The 24,534-nt window shown below is 61.8% G+C and carries 23 protein-coding genes and 2 pseudogenes; 8 read left to right on the top strand and 17 right to left on the bottom strand.

The genetic code is table 11. From position 1 onward, the window contains the following. The first annotated feature begins 115 nt into the window (after positions 1-115). Complete coding sequence (locus tag G6N47_RS11370; protein WP_139799681.1) at positions 116-1,024, top strand: helix-turn-helix domain-containing protein; 909 nt, start codon at positions 116-118, stop codon at positions 1,022-1,024. A 252-nt stretch (positions 1,025-1,276) separates the two neighbouring features. Continuing rightward, positions 1,277-1,429, top strand: a complete 153-nt coding sequence (locus G6N47_RS11360; RefSeq protein ID WP_163659624.1) for a hypothetical protein — start codon at positions 1,277-1,279, stop codon at positions 1,427-1,429. A gap of 1,169 nt (positions 1,430-2,598) precedes the next feature. Here the strand turns inward: G6N47_RS11360 and G6N47_RS11355 are convergent. The 3 genes from G6N47_RS11355 to G6N47_RS11345 all read right to left on the bottom strand — a co-directional run bounded on the left by G6N47_RS11355 (position 2,599) and on the right by G6N47_RS11345 (position 4,787). After that, a complete protein-coding gene (locus G6N47_RS11355) occupies positions 2,599-3,276 on the bottom strand; it encodes an RES family NAD+ phosphorylase (RefSeq protein ID WP_163659622.1) in 678 nt (225 codons plus the stop codon). Next, complete coding sequence (locus G6N47_RS11350) at positions 3,273-3,668, bottom strand: XRE family transcriptional regulator (protein ID WP_083134515.1); 396 nt, start codon at positions 3,666-3,668, stop codon at positions 3,273-3,275. The genes G6N47_RS11355 and G6N47_RS11350 overlap by 4 nt, the downstream gene beginning before the upstream one ends. 150 nt (positions 3,669-3,818) lie before the next feature. Further along, entirely contained in the window at positions 3,819-4,787 is a 969-nt protein-coding gene (locus tag G6N47_RS11345; protein ID WP_083134516.1) for a hypothetical protein, read from the bottom strand. 577 nt (positions 4,788-5,364) lie between these two features. Here G6N47_RS11345 and G6N47_RS11340 point away from each other — a divergent pair. From G6N47_RS11340 to G6N47_RS11330, 3 genes are all read left to right on the top strand, one after another. Further along, on the top strand, positions 5,365-6,468 hold the full coding sequence (locus tag G6N47_RS11340; protein WP_179966442.1) for a tyrosine-type recombinase/integrase: 1,104 nt from the start codon (positions 5,365-5,367) through the stop codon (positions 6,466-6,468). Then, the gene (locus tag G6N47_RS11335; RefSeq protein ID WP_083134517.1) at positions 6,465-6,809 is read left to right on the top strand and encodes a helix-turn-helix domain-containing protein; all 345 of its coding nucleotides are present in this window, start codon (positions 6,465-6,467) and stop codon (positions 6,807-6,809) included. The genes G6N47_RS11340 and G6N47_RS11335 overlap by 4 nt, the downstream gene beginning before the upstream one ends. Before the next feature lie 73 nt (positions 6,810-6,882). Further along, positions 6,883-8,295 carry a gluzincin family metallopeptidase gene (locus G6N47_RS11330; RefSeq protein WP_083134518.1) on the top strand — a complete coding sequence of 471 codons (1,413 nt, stop codon included), beginning with the start codon at positions 6,883-6,885 and terminating at the stop codon, positions 8,293-8,295. A gap of 63 nt (positions 8,296-8,358) precedes the next feature. On the opposite strand, the gene G6N47_RS11325 is transcribed toward G6N47_RS11330, so the two are convergent. Beyond that, positions 8,359-9,201, bottom strand: coding sequence for a class I SAM-dependent methyltransferase (locus G6N47_RS11325; RefSeq protein ID WP_083134519.1), 843 nt, complete (start codon positions 9,199-9,201; stop codon positions 8,359-8,361). Between the two features lie 122 nt (positions 9,202-9,323). Between G6N47_RS11325 and G6N47_RS11320 the strand changes: the two genes are divergently transcribed. Further along, entirely contained in the window at positions 9,324-10,097 is a 774-nt protein-coding gene (locus G6N47_RS11320) for a VOC family protein (RefSeq protein WP_083134556.1), read from the top strand. A 228-nt stretch (positions 10,098-10,325) separates the two neighbouring features. On the opposite strand, the gene G6N47_RS11315 is transcribed toward G6N47_RS11320, so the two are convergent. Then, positions 10,326-10,616 carry a MerR family transcriptional regulator gene (locus G6N47_RS11315; RefSeq protein WP_083134520.1) on the bottom strand — a complete coding sequence of 97 codons (291 nt, stop codon included), beginning with the start codon at positions 10,614-10,616 and terminating at the stop codon, positions 10,326-10,328. Positions 10,617-10,910: 294 nt separating this feature from the next. Here G6N47_RS11315 and G6N47_RS11310 point away from each other — a divergent pair, with 294 nt between their 5' ends. Then, positions 10,911-11,426 carry a hypothetical protein gene (locus G6N47_RS11310; protein WP_232080182.1) on the top strand — a complete coding sequence of 172 codons (516 nt, stop codon included), beginning with the start codon at positions 10,911-10,913 and terminating at the stop codon, positions 11,424-11,426. 360 nt (positions 11,427-11,786) lie between these two features. Here G6N47_RS11310 and G6N47_RS11305 read toward each other — a convergent pair whose 3' ends face one another. The 11 genes and pseudogenes from G6N47_RS11305 to G6N47_RS11255 form a co-directional block, all read right to left on the bottom strand. After that, a complete protein-coding gene (locus tag G6N47_RS11305; RefSeq protein WP_139799738.1) occupies positions 11,787-12,053 on the bottom strand; it encodes a hypothetical protein in 267 nt (88 codons plus the stop codon). Between the two features lie 221 nt (positions 12,054-12,274). Next, positions 12,275-13,333: pseudogene (locus tag G6N47_RS11300) on the bottom strand (lytic transglycosylase domain-containing protein); the annotation flags it as partial. A 44-nt stretch (positions 13,334-13,377) separates the two neighbouring features. Further along, on the bottom strand, positions 13,378-14,466 hold the full coding sequence (locus G6N47_RS11295) for an ABC transporter ATP-binding protein (protein ID WP_083134522.1): 1,089 nt from the start codon (positions 14,464-14,466) through the stop codon (positions 13,378-13,380). Between the two features lie 12 nt (positions 14,467-14,478). Then, entirely contained in the window at positions 14,479-15,357 is an 879-nt protein-coding gene (locus G6N47_RS11290) for a cyclopropane mycolic acid synthase family methyltransferase (RefSeq protein ID WP_232080331.1), read from the bottom strand. 2 nt (positions 15,358-15,359) lie between these two features. Beyond that, the gene (locus tag G6N47_RS11285) at positions 15,360-16,274 is read right to left on the bottom strand and encodes a VOC family protein (protein WP_083134524.1); all 915 of its coding nucleotides are present in this window, start codon (positions 16,272-16,274) and stop codon (positions 15,360-15,362) included. Positions 16,275-16,288: 14 nt separating this feature from the next. Continuing rightward, positions 16,289-17,110: an SDR family NAD(P)-dependent oxidoreductase gene (locus G6N47_RS11280; protein ID WP_083134525.1), complete on the bottom strand. Its 822-nt coding sequence runs from the start codon at positions 17,108-17,110 to the stop codon at positions 16,289-16,291. Positions 17,111-17,171: 61 nt separating this feature from the next. After that, positions 17,172-17,777: an aromatic-ring-hydroxylating dioxygenase subunit beta gene (locus G6N47_RS11275; protein ID WP_232080181.1), complete on the bottom strand. Its 606-nt coding sequence runs from the start codon at positions 17,775-17,777 to the stop codon at positions 17,172-17,174. Positions 17,778-17,880: 103 nt separating this feature from the next. Then, entirely contained in the window at positions 17,881-19,251 is a 1,371-nt protein-coding gene (locus G6N47_RS11270; RefSeq protein ID WP_211281517.1) for an aromatic ring-hydroxylating oxygenase subunit alpha, read from the bottom strand. 376 nt (positions 19,252-19,627) lie between these two features. Continuing rightward, positions 19,628-21,190 (bottom strand): hypothetical protein, encoded by a 1,563-nt coding sequence (locus tag G6N47_RS11265; RefSeq protein ID WP_197945474.1) that lies wholly within the window; start codon positions 21,188-21,190, stop codon positions 19,628-19,630. A gap of 257 nt (positions 21,191-21,447) precedes the next feature. Beyond that, positions 21,448-21,945 carry an integrase core domain-containing protein gene (locus tag G6N47_RS30320; protein ID WP_372517556.1) on the bottom strand — a complete coding sequence of 166 codons (498 nt, stop codon included), beginning with the start codon at positions 21,943-21,945 and terminating at the stop codon, positions 21,448-21,450. Between the two features lie 44 nt (positions 21,946-21,989). Then, positions 21,990-22,226, bottom strand: coding sequence for a hypothetical protein (locus G6N47_RS11255; protein ID WP_083134528.1), 237 nt, complete (start codon positions 22,224-22,226; stop codon positions 21,990-21,992). 355 nt (positions 22,227-22,581) lie between these two features. On the opposite strand from G6N47_RS11255, the pseudogene G6N47_RS30430 reads away from it, so the two are divergent. Then, a pseudogene (locus G6N47_RS30430) lies at positions 22,582-22,734 on the top strand (ATP-binding protein); the annotation flags it as partial. A gap of 502 nt (positions 22,735-23,236) precedes the next feature. Here G6N47_RS30430 and G6N47_RS11250 read toward each other — a convergent pair. After that, complete coding sequence (locus G6N47_RS11250; RefSeq protein WP_083134530.1) at positions 23,237-23,989, bottom strand: SDR family NAD(P)-dependent oxidoreductase; 753 nt, start codon at positions 23,987-23,989, stop codon at positions 23,237-23,239. Between the last annotated feature and the right edge of the window lie 545 nt (positions 23,990-24,534).

Below are 24,534 nucleotides of genomic sequence, written 5' to 3'. Positions count from 1 at the left end.
TCCTCCGCGGCGGCAACAGGTCCAGCACTTCTAATGGCGACCGTATGCAGCGGTTTGCAGTGCGGGCTTGTAGAAGGCGGCTAGGACCCCGGCCATCAGAAAAGTCAGCCGCTTTTTGCATCTCTCGGCCACTGCGTGGCTAACAATTGCGTCTGTGGCGAAGACCAACTCCGGTCAGACAGCGGGACGAGCGCCAGCCACTCGCGTCAACCCAGGGCAAAAGGCCAAGGCGTCGTTCCCGGAAGGTGCGGTCATTTACTACTGGCCGCGCGGCATCCTTTTGCTGGCACCCAGTTTCATCGTCGACCACGGGGAACAACCCAACCGGCGCCCGTCCATCCGGGTGATGATCGCCCTGCGAGCGCCCTTCGAAATCGAGTTCTCGAACGGCTCATGGCTGAAAACACGCGCGGTCCTGATGTCTTCGGACGTTCGTCGCCGCCAGATCATCGCCAGGAATTCCGGGTACGTCCTGCTTGACATGGCGGTATCGACGCCGGAGTACACCACGCTGTCGCTGTTCATGGCTGGCCAGTCAGTTGTGCCGCTGGATCTGGAGGTGTTCGACACATTGATGCCGCGCCTGGAACAGGCGTACGTGGGTGAGCTAGACGGTGAAGGGATTCCCGATCTTCGGCGAGACATGGTGCACGCCATAACCGGTGTGTACCCATGCACTCCGGACTACGACCCTCGCGTCGAGCCCGCGTTGGGAGTAATCCAGCAGCGCCGACTGGAGGATGTGTCGTTGAACGCGATTGCCGAGGAGGTCCACCTCTCCCCCGACCGCCTGCGGCACCTGTTCAAAGAACAGGTTGGCTACACGGTGTCTCACTTCGCCCGCACAACTGCGGTCTGGAAAGCGCTTTCAGCCTGGTCGGAAGGCCAGCTACTCACCGAGCTCGCCCACGAGTTCGGTTTTCACGATTCGTCGCACTTCAGCCATGCATACAAGGAGATGTTCGGGTTTCACCCGGGGATGATCATGAGTGGCCGGCATTTCAAAGTGATTGCCTGCGACTGAGAGAAGCCGCAATCTGCTGCACCCCGGGCATTCTCCTCGACGAGATGTCTTCACCAGCGGGCATCCTGCGATCAGCGGCAGGGCGCCGCGTGATGAACGCCGCCCGGACGTCGAGCGGCGACTGTTTGCGGCCGTTGACACGTTGTGCGCTGACGGGACGCCGTTCGCCGAGGTGAGCATCGCCCGGCTGGTCCGCGAGGCAGGCCTTGGGCGGGCAACGTTCTATCTGTATTTTCCGCTCGCTCGGCATTCGTGCTTCGCCTGAGCGATCACATCCGCGAGCGGCTGGCGCCGCCAGTCTCTGTGCTATGGAGTGCAGCGCTCGACGATCGCGCGACCCTCGAGGCGGCGCTACTGGATTTCGTCACCGTGTTCAGCTCCCAGTACGCGCGGTCGCCGCCGTGACCGAGGCGGCAGCTAACGACCCGGCAGCTAAAGCCAGGCTCGATATCAGCGACCAAACTCCTCACCTCCCACCCTGGCCAGCGAGGTCATCGAAGGGGCGGTTGCGCCGAGAGGCTGGGGTCGCAGTCATTGTCCTGGCAGGAAACAGGTGCGGTCCGCGCGATTCCGATGCGGGGTCTGCCGGTAAACGTGTTCCGCGTCGATGAGCCGAGGCCACGGCGCGAGCGGTAACACAAGACGGTTTCCGGTTCTGTTGCCTGAAGTTGTTCCCCGCGTTCACAATTCGAGCCCGTATCCCTGGCTGCGGCCACAGCTGCGGCTGTGCTGGCGCCGAGTGGCCTGCTGGCGGGCGTCGATGAAGCGTTGGTAGGAGACTTCGCGGGCGCGGTTTTGGGCGGTGTGTCGGCTCCAGGCTTGCGCGCGGTGGCCGCGGCGACGGTGTGCATGGTGCGGGCCCGGTCGTCGTTGGCGGTCGCGATCGTGTGTAAGGCGTGGGCGGCGGCGTGTTTGGTGCCGCGGCGCATCTGGTGGATACCGGTGTCATCGCCGCGGTGGTATTGGTCGGCTTCGTTGGTGACGGCCGCCGACGTAGGCCATGGCACGACTAGCGCGATCGGACAGGATCGTCCAGCACACTCGCCGGATCCACCACGAAGCCGAAGCGAGCAATGGCAGCACTACCGGTTCTCGCGCTTAGCGATGTGGTTGGCGCGCAATCCAGAGCGGTCGCGGCCTGACAACCGCTCGTTTGATGGTGGGCGATCTTCCGCCATGCGGCCAATCCGCGACTTGGCCGTATATTGGCCGCATGAAATCGCCGAAGGCCCGGCCACGGGTGGTGTCGAGTGATGCTGCTGAGCCCACTACCTGCACTGATGTTTGGTGGCCAGGGCCGGGATCGAACCGGCGACCTTCCGCTTTTCAGGCGGAGTTGTGGCTTACATCTTTGTGTTTCAGCTGGTCAGGACGGACGTGAGACCGTCAATCAGACGAGTTGGATCAGCTCATCTGATTCGTTGGCCCCATTTTGGCCCCATGGATTCGAAGTCCAGACTGAGTTTGATCGCCTGATTCGAACCTCTGTCAGTTGCGCTCGCCTCCCCTCCGCAGGATGCAAGCGGTCAATCTCAGCACATCGGATGTTCGTTAGCTGACGCCAGCCATGGAGTTCAGTTGTCGTAGTTGGCTGCGGCCGCGGGCTCCAGCACCAGCCCCCATGCCGCGGCAACCGTTGCGAGCGCTTCGGGCGGTGGGTCGGTGAGTGCGATGGGGTCGCCGGCCGCGCTGACGGTGCCACGCTTTTCGAAAAGCGCAACGCACGGGTTGCCGTCCAGGCGAGACGGAAAGCGCACGGCACTGGCGCCTCGGTCGAATAGGTCCGCGGCGATCGTCTGGGTGATCACGCGGCGGCTTGTTGTGATCTCGTGTAGATCGAGGTGTTCCAGGCCGTGCTCGACCAGCAGTTCGATGTGACGTTCCTCGATCTTCTGGCGGGTGGACAAGTCGGTGAGATCGATGAGGGGGCCGTCGAGCCGCAGATCGACGGGAACGAGGACGTGCTGTGCGCGCCACCTAGCGGTCACCGGCGCCGGTGTGAAGTCGTCGGCGGCCTCAGGCCCATAGCGCTCAACGTGGCGGCGCATCGCGTCGAGGTCGGGGCGAAAGTCAGCGAGTACCTCGCGCAGACACGTTTCCGGCAATGCGGCGCAGTAGAGCGTGCGGAATCGGTGGTGGATGTCGTCAAACCGGTGGTTGAACGAATAAAGATCCAACGGGGTGAAGCCGAACGGATCGGCGTAGTAGCCCACCCGCCACAGAGCTGGCAGGTCGCTGGGCTTTTGGGTCACGACTGAAAGCTGGCGACCTGCCGCGCGGCGCGTACAACCATGGCGAACTGCGCGGTGTCGGTCGCGGCGCCGAGCACCTCGATCGGCGCGCGGTCATCTAGCCGCGTGTTAGTGCCGAACAGCCACGCGCGCGCTGTCTTGGCGTCGTAGGCGTCGACGATCATTTTCACGACTTTGTAGCCTTCGCGCAGCCGGCGTTCGGTCGCGCCGTGGGGCTCAGGACCGCTCTCGCGGGCGTAGCGGCCGATTTGCTTAGCGTCGGCCAGCCCCCCAAGGGCGGCGGCCACCCGCTGACCCACCGCGTCCTGCAAGTACGCGGCGACCTCGCGGATCGAACGCGTCGCCGCCTCGTCGTCGAGTCGCTGTGCTGCTGAGGCGGTCAAGACGGGCATCTCACATCTCCAATTTCCCAGTTCGGCGCCTAGTCTACACCAGACACTACCACGTACCTAGCCAACAATATACCAGAAAACTACACCAGAAAGCTGACCTATAAGCTCTCCGCACGGCTCGCGGCGACCTCTTCCGGGATATACCGCCGCTTATGGAACCCGCAACAGGATCGGCGTCCATGGGTGCTCGCCAACCTCAGCGCCGCCTTGATTGTCTACGGTGATGCCACGAAACGATCGGTGTCCGAGCGCCCAGCGTCTCTGGCGAATCTCCGCTAGCGACCGGCGACGCCATCGCTTACCATTCCAACCGGGCGGCTGTTCTCCACCAGGCCGCCGGATCCAATCGGGTGTCAAGAACACTTCTTCGCCGAAGACCATCAACTCGGCCACGTGCGCATCGTATTCGACGCGCTCAGGCTTCGTCTTCTCATCGATCTTGAGCCAGAACCAACCGTAGAACTCTCGGACCGCAGCCGTGTAGCGCCCGATGATCGGAAGCAGATCAATCGAATCACCTTGTCGCTGAAGATATTTGCGAACTTCTGCGTTCAGACTATCCCACTTCAGCAGCGGCTCAACATGCAACCGAAATTGAAACTCCGTCATCGGCATCGCCTGCGAGAACTGCCATGCTGGATTCAAGTAGGGTAGGAACTTGTGCTGGGAGTAGTTGCGCAGTTCCTCAAGCAATTTCGCCTCGTCTGCTTCGAATACTGCGAGCCGCTTGGTGGTGTACTCGCCGCTCTCGAACTCCGAGAGCTGTTTTCCAATTTTCGGCCAGATGTCGCGTAGGACCGCTCGCTGGCCTGAGACAAGCGACTTCACCGAGGCGAGAAAGTTCGCCAACAGCCGGGCTAGCTCGATGCCGAATGGGTCGCCCACATCGGGGTTGAACGGCTGGCTCTGGCCAATCTCGGGGTATCGCCAAATGTGGTTCTGTAGCTCCTCGGCGTTCTTGCTGAACGCGTAGGAGGTCAAGTTCAAATCGCGCGTCATCGCGATGACCTCAAACGCTCGCATCTCCATCAGCATCGCTTGGCGGCTGTTGTACTCGGCAATCCATGGATTCGTCCAGGACGTTACGGTCTCCTGGTCGTCGGTCGGGTCGTCCTCCACGTGTCAATCGTCCCATCTGCGTCTGACACAGGCCGTGCACCGTGACTGGCCTGCGCGGGTTGCCGCGTCTAGGGCTAATAGCGCAGTTGGTAAAGCGCCGGGTTGATACAGCGGGAGCGCGGGTTCAAGTCCTGTTCGGTCGGCTACCGAGTAAGAATCAACGGCGACGACTCATTCAGAGGCGGACAGGGCGTTGTCCGAGAGCTACGCGCCAACGGGACAGTGGGCGTACGACTCGATATTCACGAAGAGGCAAACATGCTGTGCTGCAGCATACTTCGAAGCCCTTTCATGGATAATCTACAATATCCATGAAAAAGTACCGCATATTTCATCAGATGAATCAATCCCGCCTCTTCGCGGCACGGCCGCTGAGTCGATCAGCTCACACGAAAACTGGCTTCGAGCAGCTGGTTTGAGGTCATCAGGGCAGTGCGCGCGGTGGTTGCTTGAGGTGGCGCACCGGCGGCACGCACAACATGTCGGCTCCGATGGGCTGGACGGACCTGTACCGATGTGGTATTGATTCATCAGGTGATTCAATGATTCATTGGATGAGACCGTTGTGGAGGTCGTTTTGGCCGTCGACAAGAGTGGCCGCGTGTACGTCGTGGGTTCGGTTCCGCTGCTGCATCCAGAAGTCCAGACGGTGCAGGAGATGCTGGAGGGTTGGCGTAACCAGCAATTGTGCCGGAACTTGGCGCATGACACGATCGAGGGCCGGATTCGGCTGGTGGAGCGGTTCATCTCCTACACGAATGAGTTTCCGTGGACGTGGACGCCGGCGATGGTTGAGGAGTTCTTCAGCGACCTGCGCTCGGTGTCCGGACGTAGGCAGTCGACGATCCGCGGTTATCAGAACGCGCTGCGGCTGTTTTGTTCTTACGTCAGCGATCCCGACTATGGCTGGGATCGGTTGTGCGAGCAGCGGTTTAGTACCCATCCCGCCCAGGTGTTTTTCGAGTGGAACACTGCCACGCACGTCCAGGACAACGAGCAAGCGCCGACCAAACGAGCGTTCACCAAGCGCGAGTTGCAGGACTTCTTCGATCACGCCGATGACCGGGTGGCGCTGATCGCCGCCTCCGCCCGGAAGGGCTGGTTACCGGCCTACCGCGATTCAGTGATGTTTAAGCTGGCCTACTCCTATGGCCTACGGTTTAACGAGCTACGCCATTTGCAGACGGTGGACTTCGCTCGTAATCCGCATGGCCGCGAGTTCGGCCGCTACGGCCTGGTTCACGTGCGCTATGGCAAGGCCAAGAAGGGTTCGCCGCACAAAAGGCGTAGTGTGCTGACGGTTTTCGATTGGACACCCGAGGTCATCGGTGACTGGCTGGCCTACGGGCAGCCCAATATGGATGACGGCATTGATCTGTTCCCCAGCGAGCGCGGAGCCTTGGTCTCCGAAGACACCCTGTTGCGGCGGTTTCGCCGCTACTGCACTGATCTCGAGTTATCGGCGGGGCTCGATATCCACTCGTTGCGCCGCTCCTATGCCACCCATCTTATTGAAGATGGCTGGGATCCGATGTTCGTGCAGCATCAAATGGGCCACGAACATGCAAGTACCACAGCGCTTTACACTTGCGTGTCCAGTGATTTTCGCACTCGAACCCTGCGCCGGGTGCTCGATGCCACTATCGCCGATGCTCTTGCGTTGGGTGAGGAGTCCTCATGAAGCGGCGAGTCGACTATGCGTGGCGGCTTTCCGAAATCATGGCCGCCCACGGGATGCACAACAGCACCGAGCTGATTCCCCGCCTTGCCGAACGCGGCATCCAGTTGTCGCGTCCGCAAGTGTATCGAGTCGTTCACCAACGGCCAGAGCGGGTTTCACTGCAAATGATCGCCGCGTTGTGTGACATCTTCGGCTGCGGAGTCGAGGACTTGGTTACCGTCACCGCCACTGATGTGCGGCGCAAGAAAGCCGCCTCAGCCACAGCCTCTGCTCCCAATGTCGTGGATCTCAACAAATCGGTGCGCCCGCGCCGGGCACGGGTGATCCGCGATGACGAATAACCGTAGCGGCCACGCTCGCGGACGCGGACGACCTCACGTCAAGGGAGAAATCGCCTGTACACGCTGCGGCCGCATGTCGGTCCAGAACCGCACCCCGTCCTGGCCTGGCGAGCAACTGTGCAACAGCTGCTTTTACACGGCGATGCGCACCCACGGCGTCTGCCCCTTCTGCGGACACGATGGCCTGCTACCTGGACGCGCCAACCATATCGATCCGCGGCCGGTATGTCTGACATGCGCGGGCATCCCCGAGGACTACCGATGCCGAACCTGTGACACCGAAGGCCAGATTTACCGTGGCGGTCGATGTGCACGCTGCGCCCTGCGTGATGACCTGACGGCGCTGATCGTCGACGGGGCCGCAGATCCGGCCACGATGAGCACGATCGTCGAAATCCTCTGTGGGGTCGAGCGCCCCGAGAGCATCCTCACCTGGAAACGCTCCCCCAGAGTGCGGGCACTGCTGTCCGGCCTTTCGAGCGGCGAAATTCCCCTCAGCCACGACGGCCTCGACGCCGTCAGTCAACGCACTCGAGTCGTTTCGCATCTGCGCAGCCTGCTCGAGCACCATGGTCTACTCCCCGACCGCGATGAATATCTAGCACGCTTCGAGGTCTGGCTTGCCGCCAAACTCGATACCATCACCGAGCCGGCCGTCCGAGCTCCCGTTGAACAGTTCGCCACCTGGCACCATCTGCGCCGGCTGCGCGGCAACTCCACACCAGGGCAAGCCTCTGAAAGATCGATGCAATCGGCCAAACAGCAAGTGACCGAGACGATCAAACTCCTCACCTGGCTGCACGACACCCACCATCGGACCGCAGCCGACTGCCGTCAGCAGGATCTCGACGAATGGCTCGCCAGCGGACCCACGACACGCCACAAAACCCGCGCGTTCTTCGCCTGGGCCAACAAAAGCAAGATCAACACCACGGTGCGATTCGTCAACCAACAGCCCAAGCACGTTCCTATGCTCACCCAGGAGCAACGGTTGACCTGGATCAAGGCGCTCCTCACCGGCAACCCGGGATCCCTCCACTATCGAGTCGCCGGCCTTCTGCTGCTGCTCTACGCACAACCACTGGTCAGAATCGCCGCACTGCCAGCCACCGCGGTCGCGGTGACTACCGACGAAGTGCGTATATCCCTCGGGAACGAACCCGTGCCGGTGCCGGAACCCTTCGCAAGCATTCTTGTCGAGCTCGTACACCGCAGACCCAACCTCCGAACGGGTGGCGGTACGGTCCCCAACCCGTGGCTATTCCCAGCCCATCGGCCCGGAAAGCACCTGGACGCAATGACTTTGGCACATGAACTCACTCACGCAGGCGTCAGTGTCCTCGCTGCACGCAACTCGGCGCTGCGCACGCTTGTCGCTGAGATGCCCCCTCCTATCGTGGCCAAGCTTTTAGGCTTCAGCGACAACTGCGTTCAGCGGCACGCCCAACTGGCGGCTCAACCGTGGTCGCGGTACATCACACGTTGATTGCGCCGCAACGAGTTCCCGACCAAATTAACCGTCCAACCCGGCGCAGGAAGGGGCGCGACATCAGTGTGACATGCGGACGACCGCATTCCACAGCATGTTGCCGGGCTTGCGCGGATTGGGTAGCGGTAGGTGCGCCACAAGCCGCATCAATGGCGGCAACCTATGAAATCGATACGCGCCCGCCAACACCGATTCCACGTCGAGGGTTGTCCAGCCGAGGTTTTCGAAGTACGCCACGCCGTCCGCCGGGGCAAATTTGAACGGCGCGCTGTCTAGCATGGTGGCGGATTTCTTGATCATTCGGCGGCGAAGACCTGGAGAGAAGAGATCAAACATCCACCACGCCACTTCGGGCCGCTTCAAGGCGGCCGATAAGGCGTCGACATCGCGGTGGTCCAGGTAGATCAGCAGGCCCTCGGTCAGAACCAGCGCCTTGGTGGCGCCGGTGAGCGCCTCATTCAAGAACGCGTCACGGGCACGCGGATCAGCAAGGTCGACGGCATGGCGCGTCAACCGGCAGCGCGCCTTCTCGTCGGCGAGCAACCGCTCCTTGTCGGTGAGCAGCCCCGGCAGATCAGCCTCCACCCAGGTGAAGTCAGGACTCAAGTCGAGCCGGTAAGGACGAGTATCCAGACCCGCCGCCAGATTGAGCACCCGGTCACAGCCCTGTCCGATCGCCTGACCGATAATGTCGTCAATGATTCTGGTGCGCGCCACAACCGGCCAGCTGTTGCGCAGTATTCGCGGAGCCGCCGCGACTATCGCCTGGCCCTTATCACCGGCGAGCCGATCGGCGAGAGCATCGTGAAAAAGTGCATCCGGGCGCGCCGATTCCATCGCTCGGTGCGCCGCAATCAAATGGGCCGTGTCGGAGACGTTCGCGATGGATCCCGTTGTCGTCATGCGAGAAGTCTGCCTCACGACCCAAACCGTCAGGGAGCTTTTGGCCTTTGACGCCGACCTGGTGACAGTCGATAATCGTGAAGCCTCCGCCGGATTCCATCCCGCACGCCAAGGAAGCCACTGTGCCCATTTGTGACGGCGCGCCGCTGGGCGCTCCGACCTGGATCGATCTGACATCATCCGACCTCGACCAGGCCCAAGATTTCTACGGCACGGTGTTCGGCTGGACGTTCGACTCGGGGGGGCCGGCGGTCGGCGGCTACATCACCGCCGCCAAGAACGGGCACCCGGTCGCGGGCATGGTGGCCAACGTCCGCCGGTGGCCCTTCCCGGATGGGTGGTCCACCTACTTCCACACCGCCGATATCGACGCCACCGTGTCGGCCCTGACTGCGGCCGGTGCTTCGCTGCACCTCCCGCCGATGCAGCTGCCGGCCAAAGGCGTGATGGGCGCGGCGACCGACCCATCAGGCGCTGCGTTTCGCTTGTGGCAGCCATTGAATGTCCGTGGCTTCGAAGTGATTGGCGAGGCGGGCGCCCCGGTCTGGCATCAGTTGACCACGCGCGACTATCGGGCCGCCATCGACTTTTATTGCGAGGTTTTCGGCTGGCGCACCGAGCAGGTCTCCGAAGCCGACGAATTCCGCTACACCACTGCATGGTTCGGTGACCAGCAGCTGCTGGGCGTGATGGACGGTGCGAAGATTCTGCCCGAAGGTATGCCGTCGCAGTGGACCACCTTTTTCGGCGCCGAGGACGTCGACAAGACGCTGCAGGTGATCACCGACAACGCCGGGATCGTGCTCCGGCCCGCTGAGGACACCCCGTACGGTCGCCTCGCGGCAGCGGCCGACCCAACGGGCGTGATGTTCAACCTGTCTTCGCTGCGGAACTGAGGCTGTCCCGGGCCAAACTCGGCGCTTCACGGCGCGCCCGGCGCCGTCGGCGCTGGCACAGCAAATACCTAACGGCCTAGACGAGGACCAACGGGCCATCCCCCGCCCAGACGAGCTACAGCTTCCTCTGCTTGAGCAGGCCTCGCCCTCAAGTCTGGCCATTGACGGAGGGAATACGACAAGTTCGAATATGCAGCTTTACCGGTAACTCTTGCTTCCATAAATCGATCACAACCCCCCGCGCTCCCGCCGCCGGCGCGATGTTGGCGTCAAGCCCGAAAATTTCGATCGTGGCATCTCGACATCGTCCGGTACTTTTGAGCGGTTCCGATGGCGCTCGATCAGGCCTGCGACATCTTCGCGCGTCATTCGCCAAGCGCGGCCGAGCCGGTATCCAGACAGCTCACCGCGGTTCAGCCGACGTGAAAGCCAGCGCACGCCGTCCGCCATGTCCGGCAGGATTCGTTCCGCCACTTCGGCGAGCGAGTACGTCTTGAACTCGGCTTCGTTATTGTCCATAGCTCAAGTCTGGCTTGGGAGGCGCCTGCGAGGCTCAGCACCGACGACCGCCGCGCCCGCTTCTGCGGTGCCCGCGAGGGTCCCAGGCCTTCGGCGGCGAGGCCTTGTCGCGACACCAACGATGTTGATGGCATGTTGATACGTACTGCCCTAGACGGAACCCAGCGCTCAACGACGGTTTGCGCCAATGGAGCTGCCGGGAATCGAACCAGACGCCAAAATCGTGTTGAACTGGCGAAACGCCCAGAATCACAGCGTGAAACGACGTGCGGCGACGCGGTGTGACGTGCGGCTATGCCGAGGCGTGTTGATGACATCAACATTCACATCGTCCTGGATGTCGGCATCTATGGCGATACTCCAAGGATGACCGAAGACACATGGACCAGCCGCGACCTTCCCGTGTTGCGTGCGGTTGTCGACATCTGCGACGAGTCGGGCGCGTACCTCACCCGCGCCACGGCTATCGAGCAGCGGACCGGACTGGATCATGACACGGTCCAGCGGGCTCTCCGTCGGCTCAACTCCCAACCATCCTGCTTCGAGAAGTTGGTCGGCGCATCAGGAGGACAGATCATTATGGTGGGCCCGCCCACCGCAGACGCCCTCCGAGTCGCCGGTGCATGGCCATCTCCTGAGCAACTACTCCAAAGGCTCATCAATGCGCTGGAAACGGCAGCCGATGATGACACTCGCGCGCCCGAGGAGCGAAGCAAGTTCAGACAAGCTGCGAGCTATCTTGGCTCATTCGCCACACAGGTCGCGATCGGTGCCCTCGGCGGAGCAGGTGGAAACGTTCTGAGCGGCTAACACGTCGACATGGAAGGGCGGGACTTGGACAGCCGACGCTGAGTCGCGACCTACTCGATGCGAACGAGACAACCGGGGCATTTGTTGGGTCAAGCTGGGTTGATTGCGCAATGACCCTGCAGGTCAGTGGGCCGACTGTGTCGGATAGCCGAAGTCTCGGCTGGATTTCGGTCTCCCCCGCGCTTACCCGTCGCTGAACCGCGAAGAGCCGTTATCGGTCGCCACGCTGGCTATTCGGGCGGCAACGATGCTGGCCTGACCGACGCCGATGCAGGCCCGAGGTTGCGCAACCGCGCTCGCCGGGACGATTCCTGACATGTGTGCTACTGGAGGCGCCGCAGTCAATCGGTCTGTGGTGGGTTACCAGGACGGACGGCAAACAGAATTTACGGGAGGGCTGAGCGGCCCAGGCGCGTCACTGTAAACGTCGCCTTCAACGATGAAGGATAGGCGTTCGCAGTGGGCCAGCACGTCCGCCAGCTTGTCAGCAAGTTCATATGCACGGTTGGCGCGGACACCAGACAACGCCGTGGCCGCTGTCAGCGCGTCTCGGCGGATTTCCAGAAGTCTGCTGCGGCAGCAGCGCAGCGCGCCGAGTGCGATCTGTTGGTTGGTTGTGGTGATCATGGTGGTATCTCCGGTAAGTCGTGCGAGTTGTCGAGCACGCTCGTACGTAAGCGTACTGACCGCTGGTGATGCGGCTGACCTGCGAGGTGGCGCACCCGGGAAGACACCGGACAGCGGCCCGACCGTGGCAGGCTTTGTGTCACCTTGCGACTCGGCATTGGCTGGGTGCGCAATTGCTAAGGCTCCGTGGGGGCTTGGGTGGTGATTCCAGCGGGTTGGCCGAGATCGATTAGCGGCGTCTGGGCCAGCAGATCGGTGGAAGGCAAGCCATGGATGTTGAGTGGCAGGTCCGGTCCGATGCCCCTGGGATCGTCCAAATGCTCAAGACGGGCGTCGGCGAGAGGCGGTGTCGGCCCGGTCAGCGGCGGCAGGTCGACCGGCACGACACCACTGGCGTATGCCGCGGCCCAACCGAGCACGTTGTGGGCATACGGCAGGGAGTGGTTGTAGCGCAGGATGGCGGACATCACCTGTGACGGGTCTCGAAGATCTAACCCGCCGCTGCACAGATAACGCGCGGCCGCAAGCGTGGAGTCATAGAGGTTTTGCGGGTCGGTCACGCCGTCGGCGTCGCCGTCGGAGGCGTAGTGCGCCCAGGTGCCGGGCAGGAATTGCATCGGCCCCAGCGCCCGCGCGTAGGTGACCTGGCTGCCGACGCTGCGTTGGACGATGACCTCGTTTCCGGGCAGCGTGCCGTCCAGCGCGGGGCCATAGATGGGTTGGATCGCTGTTCCGCGGGCGTCGGTGGCGCCGCTGTTGGCGTGCCCCGATTCGATGCGCCCGATCCCGGCCAACAGGTTCCAGCTGATTCCGCAGCCTGGGGAGGAGTCTGCCATCATCTGCGCGGCATTGCGGTACGCCGATAGCGCCATCGCCGGGATCCCTAGTGCACCAGGAGAATTCACTACCATGGCTGGTGGCGGTGGTGCCGAGACAGTGGCGGCTGCGATATGCAAGCCGATCGGCATTCGCTCGACCGCGACCAGCGCTGGGCCAGACTGTTCACTCGTGGCGGCCGTAACAGCCGCCACCGGCGAGATGGGGGTGTCATGCAAAGCCGGTATGTGCGCGGGGATTCGGGGAGCCGCGGCGCTGACGGCACCAGCCAAAATCAGGGGCGTGATCACCGCGATGCCGAACGCTGGAGTCCGCGTCGCGCGAATTACCCGCTGGCACGACGCAAGGTCGAGACGGTTGTGCGGCCGAACGGCTAAGGCGGTAAACAGTCGGCACACCAAAGGTGGTTTGGTAGCGGGATCCACCCAGCGGTGACGCGCCATCGTGGCGAATCTCCTTTCCATGGATACCGCAACCGGTGCTGGGCTCAGGACTCCGGCTGAGTGCGGATGGTTTCGGTGGGGGCGTCGTAGTCGCGGTGGCGGCCGCTGTCGTCGTCGCCGCCGAAGTCGCGCTCGTGTGCCGGGTAGTCCTGGGCGCTGCCCTCGAAGGAGTCGAGGATTGCTTGCTGCGCGTTCTTGGGCAGCAGGTGCAGGTTCTCCCGGACCCTGGCCTGCCGACGGGCGACGGCCTTGCGCTCCGGCATGCCCGGGGTGGCGGTGATCTGCGGGGGCACGCCCTCGATCTCCTCGACACCGCCGCCGTGGTGGCCGGCCTCCAGGTGGGCCTGCTCCTCGGCCATGGTGGCCTCGTCCTTTTCCTCCGACATGCCGATCGGACCGATCCGCCGGCCGTTGAGGAACTGTTTGACGACCGGCTCGTCGGAAGTCAGCAGCACCTCACGCGGGCCGAACATGACCAGCTTGCGGCGGAACAGCATGCCCATGTTGTCCGGCACCGTGCGGGCGATGTTGATGTTGTGCGTGACGATCAGGATCGTGGCGTCGATCTGCGCGTTGATGTCGATCAGCAGCTGGCTCAGATACGCGGTACGCACCGGGTCAAGACCCGAGTCCGGCTCGTCACAAAGGATGATCTGCGGGTCCAACACCAGCGAGCGCGCCAGGCCGGCACGCTTTTTCATACCGCCGGAGATCTCACCGGGGAACTTCTTCTCGTCCCCGGCCAGACCCACGATCGACAGCTTCTCCATGACGATGTCACGGATCTCGCTTTCCTTCTTCTTGGTGTGCTCGCGCAACGGGAACGCGGTGTTGTCGAAGATGTTCATCGACCCGAACAGAGCGCCGTCCTGAAACATCACCCCGAACAGCGTGCGGATCTCGTAGAGCTCCTTGGCCGAGCACTCGGTGATGTCGGTGTCGTCGATGATGATCGAGCCGCGCTCCGGGCGCAGCAGTCCGATCAGCGACTTCAAGAACACCGACTTACCGGTACCCGACGGGCCCAGCAGCACGCTGACCTCGCCCGGCGGGATATCCATTGTGACGTCTTCCCAGATTCGCTGGGAACCGAAGGACTTAGTCAGTCCCTCCACCCGGATTGCCTTACCCATGCGAAATCCCCTCTAGCTCACAGAATTTCGTTGCAGGGTGAATTGGTTGACGTCGGTGTAGCCCTGGTGGAACAGCCGTGCGCAGCCAGTCAGATACTTCATGTAGCGGTCGTAGACCTCCTGAGATTGCACCGCGACGGCCCGTTTTTGGTTGTCCCACAAGGCGGCCGCCCACATATCCAGCGTCCGCGCATAGTGAAGCTGCAGTGACTGGATGCGTGCCACGGTGAAGCCCGCTTTGGTGGCATGCTCCTCAACCACCGGGACTGTCGGCAGCCAGCCGCCCGGGAAGATCTCGGCCAAAATGAACTCACAGAAATGCACTAGTTCGTGCGTTAACGCCAAGCCCGCGCGCCGCAACTGCTTGAAAGTCGGCCGGACGATGGTGTGCAACAACATCACACCATCTGCTGGCAACGCTTGGTAGGCCATCGTGAAGAAGCGCGAGTAACGTTCGAGGCCGAAATGTTCGAATGCACCAATCGAGACGATCCGGTCGACGGGCTCATCGAACTGCTCCCAACCCGCCAGCAACACCCGCCTTGAGCACGAGGTGTCCATCTCGTCGAACATCTTCCGCACGTGAGCAGCCTGGTTGACCGACAACGTCAAGCCCACAACATTGACCTGGTATCTTTCGACGGCGCGCTTCATGGCGGCCCCCCAGCCACAGCCAATGTCCAGCAGCGTCATTCCCGGCTGCAGACCCAACTTCCCTAGCGCTAGATCGATCTTCGCGATCTGCGCCTCTTCCAACGTCATATCGTCACGCTCAAAATAGGCGCAGCTGTATGTCTGGGTCGGATCCAGGAACAACCGGAAGAAATCATCGGACAGGTCGTAATGAGCCCGCACGTCATCAAAACGCGGCGCCAGCTGCACGGACGGCAAAATCACTGCGCTGCTACCCCGGCATCCACCGGGCGAACGGTTGGCGGCAGCCCGGGTCCCACTACTTGGTGGCCCCATAGCTCGCCGCGGTCAGCTCGCACCACGTGCCAGGTGGCGTCGTCGACCTGGCGGCCTCCCCAGCCGTACTCGATCTCGAAACCAGCTGGGGTAATGAAGTAAAACGACACCACTTCATCGGTCGAGTGTCGACCGAATTCCATCGACAATTGATATCCGCGATCGCGAACGATGTCGTAGCCGGTGCCGACGTCGTTGAGGTCTTGCAGTTCGAGCATCAGGTGATGCAGGCCCGCTTTATTCGGTGCCTCCAGGATCGCGAGACTGTGATGGCGGCGGTTCAAATGATAAAAGTAGCCGGGGGTATTGAAGACCGTGTCCACGATGTCGCTCAACTTGAAACCCAACACTTTTGTGTAAAACTCGTGCGCCGCCGCGGCGTCCGGGACGATGAAAACGACGTGCCCTAGCCCCCGATCACCAGTAACAAAGCCCTGTATCGGTCGACCCGGAACGAAGGGCTCGTAGGACACCAGCGCCCCGTAGAAGATTTCTTGCGGAAGCCCCGCAGGGTCGGCGAATCCGATGAACCGTTCGACCTTGCGTTCGGCGCACTCCGTAGCCGAACCGGGTCGCCAGCTCACACCGGCCCGGTTCAACCGTTCGATCATCGCATCAAGATCGGACTCGCCGGCGACTTCCCAGCCCACGTAGGCAACTTGGCTCTCCGCGCCAGGATGAATCGCAATCCGATGATGGCGTAGGTCAGCTCGCAGGTAGACCGAACCGTCATCCCCCGTCCGGGACACGGTCAGCCCGAGAACTTCCGGACCGAAAGTAGTCCAGATCCCCGGATCCGGTGTCTGTACTCCTAGATAGCCAAGACTGGCAATAGACATTTTTCAAACCCTCCTTATTGAACGAGCGTCGGGGCCAGCGCCATGCCGTGCCCAATCATTCCTAAACCTGTGTCCCAGTTGATAATGGCGCCGGTCGCCACAGCCGCATCTGTCTTCGAAGCCAGCAGCACATAAATGCCGGTGTATTCCGTGGCGCTGGGACACGTGCGCTGTGGACTCATACATTTAGCGGCGTCGTAAAATCCCGGGAAAATTGCCGACGGCGTAGTGTCTTGCTGGTCTAATGCTTTTGGGCCGGCTATACCGCTGTCGCGGATCGTGCCGGGTACCACTCCGTTCACGCGAACCCGCGGGGCAAGCTCGAACGCGAGTTGCTTGACAACCATGGTAAGCGCGGCTTTCGACGCTGAATACATTGGACCCGTGCCCGGGTACATACCAGAGGTCGACAATGTGAACGTGATGCTGCCGCCGGTGGCCTCAAGTGCTTCTCGAGCCGCGGTCGCGATCAAAATGTGGCCAGCCACATTTGTTCTCATGATCTCGTCGAAAGCGGGCAGAATGTGGTTTCGGGCGTAAAGCTTGAATGCTGGGACGTTGTCAAAGATAGCAGCCGTACCGATGAGAGCATCCAGACGACCACAATTCCGCAATACTTCAGCGACGGCCGACTCCGAGGCTGCCGGATCACGGATATCGCCCTCGATGGCAAGTACAGAATCGCCGAACTCAGCCCGCAGCCTGTCGACCTTGGCGGTGCTGTATTCCAGGCAGGCCACCTTGGAGCCTTCTCCGAGGAACCGCTGGACAAGCGCACGCCCTAAGCCAGAGCCACCGCCACTTAGCAGCACCCCGCTTCCTTCTAAAGCGCCCATAGTCTTTCCGCCGTCTCTGTATAAAACTGTGGCTGAGCTATCGCCCCCGGCTCAGCAGCGCTTACAGGAAAATGGCCAGGTTGACCGTTCCAAGGTTGGATTGATCGACGAGGATCTCTCGGTCCAGCAACTTGTACACCCCGTCCTTGCTGGGCAGGGGACGCAAGATGTCGCGCCGTTCGGCAGAAATGAATTGGTAGGCGGGATTGTCCCATCGACTCCGCGCCACGAACAGGTAACTGACTACGTGCAGTTCCCCATTGCCCTCAGCTGGTGCCGTGACGGTGATATTGCTGACGAATCGACGGGTTCTGGAGGGCGGGTCTTCGCTCCAGGCGTAGTCTGTGTCAAGGCGTGCCACCCGGCCCTGCATCGATGCGTACGTGTCATCGAAATGCATTGCACCGGTGAATCCTTCACCGTCGGCGCGCCAAGCTGTTACCCGCACCGGCATGCGATACTCAAGGTCTTCGTCCAACATTTCCAGCCACTCGTGGAAGCGGCCATGATCGAGGAGGAACGCTTCTCGGATCAAAAACTGCTGAGCCGCAGTGAACCTCGGATCCGAATACGGAACTGCCGGAAGCGAGTCGGGTTCGGGTCGTGGGCGTTGAGTGGTTCCCGCCATCGGTTCGACGGGGGGGCGCCCGGTTGCCGTGCTTTGCATACGAGTATCCCTCTCCTAGCCGCCGCCTCGCGGACGATGGCGAAGCCGCTTCAAATACCTTCAATTGAAATTTCCGAAAGTCCGCCCAGGCAACGGGGGAACGTCAGCCGTCCATCAGTTGGCGGTAGCGCTTCCAAAACAGCCATTGAATATCGTCGCGGCCCATTCCATGCCAGCTAAGACAGCCGTTCTCCTTAGTGGGCTCACCACAGGTGGAGAAGTACAGAAGGTTCCGTTTCTTGCCCTGTGGCCCGCGGATCGCTCGGTACACGCCGGCCCAGGATTCGGCATCGTCTTGCTCATAGATGCCACTGTCGCTGAAGGTCTGGATCGTTGAGCGTGCCGTGGCTCGACGGATCTCTTCGGGAGCGTCTTTCTCCACAAGGGTCCACGACATGATTTCCATGTGGTCAAGACCGCGCGGTACCCAGGTGCGGAAGGTTATGACTCCACCCTTCGTTTCCACTGCCGCGCTGGGCAGCATGATGTTGATCCAGGCAAGCGTTGGGAAGACCTGCCCCACAATAGGTGGCGTCTTGACCAGTACGGCCATCTGCTCTGGGCTTAGCAACTCCTTTGCTTGGGCGACCAGCTCGGCATCCATTCCCGGTGGCGGCGCCTGCTCTAGCATGCCTTCGTTCGCCGCGGCGCCCAATCCCGCCATCACCGCTTCCATGTCTAGGCACCTCAACGTGTGCGCGCGCTCAGTGCCGACGTTAACGCCCAGCAAAAACGCGGCCGGATCCTTGGGGGCCACGCCCAGCTCGATGAGCGAATTGTGCAACATCACGGTGTGATAGGCGTCGCCGGAAAACTGCTCCGCGGCGAGTTTCCAGTTGGCGTCGAAAGTCCATCGTTGCGGCGGCCCGATCACCTCAAGACCGCTTCGTGACCGGTTGAACGCTATGTCCAGGTAGAAGGCGATGCCGCCTAGCTCCTCCTCCAGCGGAGGGGTTTCATCGGACCAAGTCCCAAATATCATGCCGGCGTAGGTTGCCACGCGCGCGCGCCGCAGTCCGTATTTTTCCTTCTCCAGCTTGCCGTCATACATTTCCTGTTCGGCGCTAACGCTAACCAAACGTCCGGTCGCGTCGTAGCTCCAGGCATGATAGGGGCAGCGGAAAAACTTGGTGTTGCCCATTTCGGCTCGGCACACATTCATGCCGCGGTGCGAGCACGAATTCAACAGGATATTGATGTCCCCGGAGCGATCGCGCGAGACTATGACCGGGTCTTCGCCGATGGCTCTGGTGACGTAATCGCCCGGGTTGGGAATCTCACTTTCATGAGCCACAGCGATCCAGCACCGGCCAAAGATCCGCTCCATCTCAAGACGGTATATTTCCTCGTCCGAGTGAAGCCTGGCGCAGACGGTGCGTTCGTCGAGGTCGATCAGGTCGGCGACCCGCACACCATCCGATAGCCGAGAACCGTTAGTGCTTGCCCTCTCGAACTGGGTTTCGGGCTGATACACAGAACCCCTCGTCATATTTCTCGCTTCCAATCGCCTCAGCCGATGTCGCCTCAGCCGATGCACGGCGCCTAATCCACCCTTAAGCACACCTTGGTATGCGCCCACGGTCACGCGTAGTCACTACCCAAATTGCCTGCCAGCCACTACCGCACCAAACCCAAGCCGTGACGCCGACACCCACTTCGCCGCGTCGTCGGTTGCCAGGAAAGGGACCAGCTCGGCGGGGGTTTGCCATGGGCATGGGAACGCCCTGTTGCCCGTGATGGGACCGCGTGGCTAGCGACCCTTGGTCGCTAGATCTTTGAGAATTGTGCCGAGTTTTCAGGCCGCTTTGGGCAACAGGCGGGCCCGATCGATGGTTTGGGTTATGTGAATATCAATGCTGTGCAAGGCATTTCGTAGTGGTGGCGGTGCTGGTGGCCGGTCGGCGGCTAGGAGGGGACGTAGTAGGCGGTCGTGGACTTTGGTGTAGAAGATCGCGAACCGCAGCCCGTCGCTGGTCAGGTGGTAGCGGTTCTTGCCGGGGACGCGCTCGATGAGCCCGTTGAGGCGCAGTCGGGCCAGGTCTTAGCTGGCCTGGTTCATCGAGTAGGCGCTGCCGCTGAGCAGTCCGGGTCATCAAGGCGCGCAGGCTCTTGTTGGTGATGGCGGTGACGGCGAGCACGCTGGTGCATAAGGCGCCGGCCAGGGCTTGGACCCGAGGGTCGCCGAACCGTAAGGCCGGGGCCCTCCTGCCATCCTCGGTGAGGTTGGGCTGTGCGATCCGCTCAAAGGCTGGACTCGCAAGGACGCAGCCCTGGCCGACACGTTCAGTATCGAGCAGGCGGCGGTTGACCGCACGCGCGCGGACCTGCAGCTCATCGAGATGAGGCAGGCGGCGGTGGCACTGCAGGTCATCAGGCGAGTTGATGACGGTCTCGATGCGCAGCGCCCGCCCGTTTTTGAGGTACTGCTTGATGCGGGAGTTCTTGTAGAAGGCGTTGACGGTGACTTCGGTACCGCACGTGACGATCCGGGTCCTGGGCACACAGCCGAGTTTGATGGGCTGGCCAAGTCCTCGGGGCCTGTGAAAGATCAGCTCCACACTATCGGGGCGGCCGATATCGAGATTGTCAGCGACCAACGCTTCGAAGAACCCGCGGGCGTGTCGCGGCGCGTCGAAGACCAGGGTGCGCGAGACCTCGACTTGGCGCATCGACAGCTCCCACCAGTAGCCCGCGTCGCGGTCGTGCTCGGTCAGCGGCAGCGGCAGCAAGCTCATCCAACGCTCGAAGAACACCCCGATCGTGCCCGGCCCCAGCCGATCACAGATCTCCTGCAGCGCAGCCGAATCCGCACAGCTGGCGAACCCATTGGACAGCTCGGTGAACCCGATGCCGGCCTGCGTGGCCTGGCGTTTGGCCCACTCGTGGCCATTGAGCCACACCTTGATCGGGTACGGAAAATACGCACAGTTCTTGATGAACGCCGGCCCGAAATCGATGTCCCAGAGGTAGAAGTAAAAACACGTCACCCGCCGGTCGGCCTTGAAGAACGAAAACCACGGCACGGGGTTGCCGTTGCGCTGTGCTGAGGAAAACACATTCTGAAACTCCTGGGCGATGCCGATCGCAGCCACCCCGGAGCGGCCGGTGTGCGCCTGGCGCGCCAGATACGGGCCCATCACGTCGGTCTTGCGGTCGTTCTTGCCGAACCGCACCACCGGGATGTGGTTGTCGGCGGCGTAGCGGTCCACTGCCTTGCGAAACGCGGTGCCGATTTTTTCCATGATCGCCGGTGAGGGGATGGGATATCCCAGATGTGCGGTCATAAACGACACCACCTGCCCGCCCACTTGCAGGTTGGGGACATAGCCGTTCAGGTAGATCCGGTCCAGGCACTCCACATCGAGATCGACGTGTCCATCGAGCACATCGTTTACCGTCACCACCGCAGCCATCTACGAAGCGTGGCCCCAATATGCCCGCTTGACCAGCGCGCAGCGTCACAGCGACGCCGCGATCATCGAAGGGCAGGCTCGGACCGCTTATCAAGCAGCAACCAACCGCAACGATCCCTCCGAATCCGCCCACCTACCTCGGCGGTCCGAGGCTGGCCTCATTGGATGTCTTGCGAGTTATGGGGCCACCCGGCGTTAAACTACCCCAGGTTTTCCCAGTTATGGGGCCACCCGGCGTTACACTATCCCAGGTTTTCCTAGTCGGTTGCGAGGGCCGGGGTTGGCTGGCTCGCAAGATGTGAGGCGCCGGTGAGGGCGGCCTCGTACTCGGCTGGGGTCTTGTAGCCGAGGGCTTCGTGCAGGCGTTCCTGGGTGTACCACGCCACCCAGGTGCGGTGGCCAGTTCGACGTCGTCGACGCTGCGCCAGGGTTTGCCGCAGTTGATCAGTTCGCTCTTGTAGGCGGCGATGACCGGCCTCGGCGAGTGCCTTGTCATAACCGTCGCCGCGCGACCCAAACGAAGGGGCGATCCCGAGCTTGCCAGCCGCTCGGTGTAGACCAGCGATAGGTAGTGCGATCCGCGGTCGGAATGATGGGCCAACTCGGAAAGTTCTGATCCGCTTGCCATACAACGTGATTGAATGCCTGCAACAGCAAATCCTCGGTGCGCATCGTGGCGGCGACCGCCCAGCCTTTGATGGCCCTGGAGCAGGCGTCGGTAACAAAGTCGGTAACAAAGGCGGTGCACGTTTCATTAGCCGGCGTGTCTGTTCGCGGCCGATCTGCCCGCCTCGGCGTTTCATCGCCCCTGCATCTTCTTGACGCCGTAGACCGAGTGGTTGTGCTCATAGACGGTCTTGAGCTCTTGAATGAGCAGCTCGTCGCGCATGGCCCGGTCAGAGGGCGAACGGGTCTTGGCGGCTCGATAGCCTCGAGACGTGAGGAAACCGGTGAGATTGTGATTGCTGCCCGCAGGCCACGGCAGATGAACTCGACCCCGAACTGATCGCGGTAGATTTTCGATGAAGGCGATCATTTCGTCGCGGGGCGATCGAGTTCGCTGCGAAAAACGCTGATGCGGCCTTGAGAACCTCGTTAGTTGTACGCAATTCAGCGACCCCACGATTGAGCCGGCGAATCTCAGCATGTCCCGAACTACTCGTTCCAGGCCGTTCCCGGGCATCGACTTGAGCCTTACGCCGCCAATGGCTCACCGACGCCTCTGACACATCGAGTTTGCTGGCCACAGGCTTGATCGCCTCGAACTCCGACACTTCCGAGGCCTCCATTGTGGTGTCCAACAAACGCAACGCGCGCGGAACTCCGGCGAATAGTGACGGGGCGTAACTTCCGATCCTCCTATGAAGATCGGAACCTGGGGTACTTCACCCACGATCATCACCAGCAACCGAGAGCCGCCGGCAATCCTGACCATGATGGCCGACCCGCTGCTGGCCCAATCCGCGATGGACCGACTGCAATCAGCGGCCTACGGACTCGTCGTCGAGGGCGAGTCCTATCAGCAACGCCAAAAACCCTGCCCCGCGAGCCAGCCCATCCAGCTCCCACGGATTGACCGCAGGTCCCCATCGGCAACATCACCACACGGCCCGGCGACCGAAAGGGGTCGCCTTCGCAGCGGTCGCTGGGAATCCATTCGCGCAACCCCTCGGGGCGGCGCCCAGGAATTGTGAGCTGGCAGGGTCGAGATGGCCGCCTCAGCTCTCGCTGAACTGACGGCGGCTGTTCCCCGCCGCTACCGCGGAAAGTGCCTACCCGGGCCGGCGAAGGGTGAAGTGGGGCGGGGCCTTGGTTCAGCGCTTACCAATGTTTTGGGCGGTGGCCTCACCAGCAGGTTTCGGATGTCCACGACAAGCTCGCTCACGGTGGCTCAGGAAGTAGCTTGGTGAAGAATCCAACTCCAAAACAGCAACTTCAATGGTTGAATTAGAACTTCGTGGTCGTCGTCCACGAAGACGTGACATGGTTTGCAGCATCCGCTCAGGTTTGTCCGCCGACCCTGTCACTAATGGCTGGAAGCGTCAACTAAACCGCTGTATATGCGCCGTCCACGGGCAGAACGACACCACTGATGTAGGAGGCCTCATCGGAGGCCAGGAAGACGGCGGCATTGGCTATCTCCTCGGGTTGGGCTACACGGCCGAGCGGGGTTATAGCGTTCACTCGTTCGAGGGCCCCAGGAGGGGCGGCTTTCTCGAAACCGCGCAGCATCGGCGTGTCTGTCAGGCCCGGACAGATTACATTGACCCTCACGCCAGCGGGCCCGTACTCGGCTGCGGCGACCCGACTGAGCGCCACAACGCCGCCCTTAGTGGCCGCATAACCGGAAGTCTCGGGAAACGCCACAAGTGCTTGAGTTGAGGCGATATTGATGATCGAGCCACCTCCTGATTTCACGATCTCGGGCAACGCAGCCCGCATTGCGAGGAACGTTCCCTTGAGGTTGATGCCGATCACACGCTCCAACTGCTCATCGGTGTACTCAGCGAGGGGAGCGGGATCGCCGGGCACTGCAGCGCAGCTGCAAAGAATATGAAGCGAACCAAAGGTGTCGACAGCAGTTCGGACCATTTCTTCTATGTTCGTCGAGCGAGACACATCGACGTGTACGGCCAATGCCTTATCACCAAGAGTTTTTGCCGTTGATTCTTCGGCACCCGACACGTCTGCGACTATGACGCTAGCGCCCTCTTTGCGATAAGCGGTAGCGATCGCCTTTCCGATACCAGAACCGGCGCCCGTCACTATCGCTACCTTGCCCTCAAGACGACCCCCCATGCCCGTACCTCCTTGTTGAGTCGCAAACGGAACCCTCCTGCGATGCGGCTGGGTGAATCATCAAGTACAGCGCGGTGTCGCACCTTGCTGAACCGTAGCGGCTACTCGTGCTGAGCTCAGGCGACTACACGCTGACACAGCGTCCCCGTTAGCTTCGGCCATCCCCCGCTGTGTACGGCCGAGCCTGCACGCCGGGAACGTCGCCTCCGCGGAGGATTGTTGGCGCACCATCCGTGAGGTGACTGATCAGCCCGGGCGGACCGACATCTAGGTCAACTACGTCGGCATCACCATCGACAAAACGGTGGCCAAGATGACTGACCAGGACTGGTACACCGTGCTCGCGGTGAACTTTCCGCCAGTCTCTTCATGTCCCAGCCCGCGCTGGCACGCATGGTCGGTAGGCGGGGTTTGAGCTCCGCGCCGGATCGCTGAACCGCCGATCACCTTTGGCCGATGTCACCGACGAACGCCCGGCTGTGACCCGTGCTAGCTCAACAGCGGAATGGCCGACCTTGTCAACGGCGGCTGAAAATTGACCCCTT

Source organism: Mycobacterium branderi, from assembly GCF_010728725.1.
Lineage (GTDB): Bacteria > Actinomycetota > Actinomycetes > Mycobacteriales > Mycobacteriaceae > Mycobacterium > Mycobacterium branderi.
The sequence above is the reverse complement of the archived record's forward strand: the minus strand, read 5'-3'. Positions and strand labels throughout refer to the sequence as shown.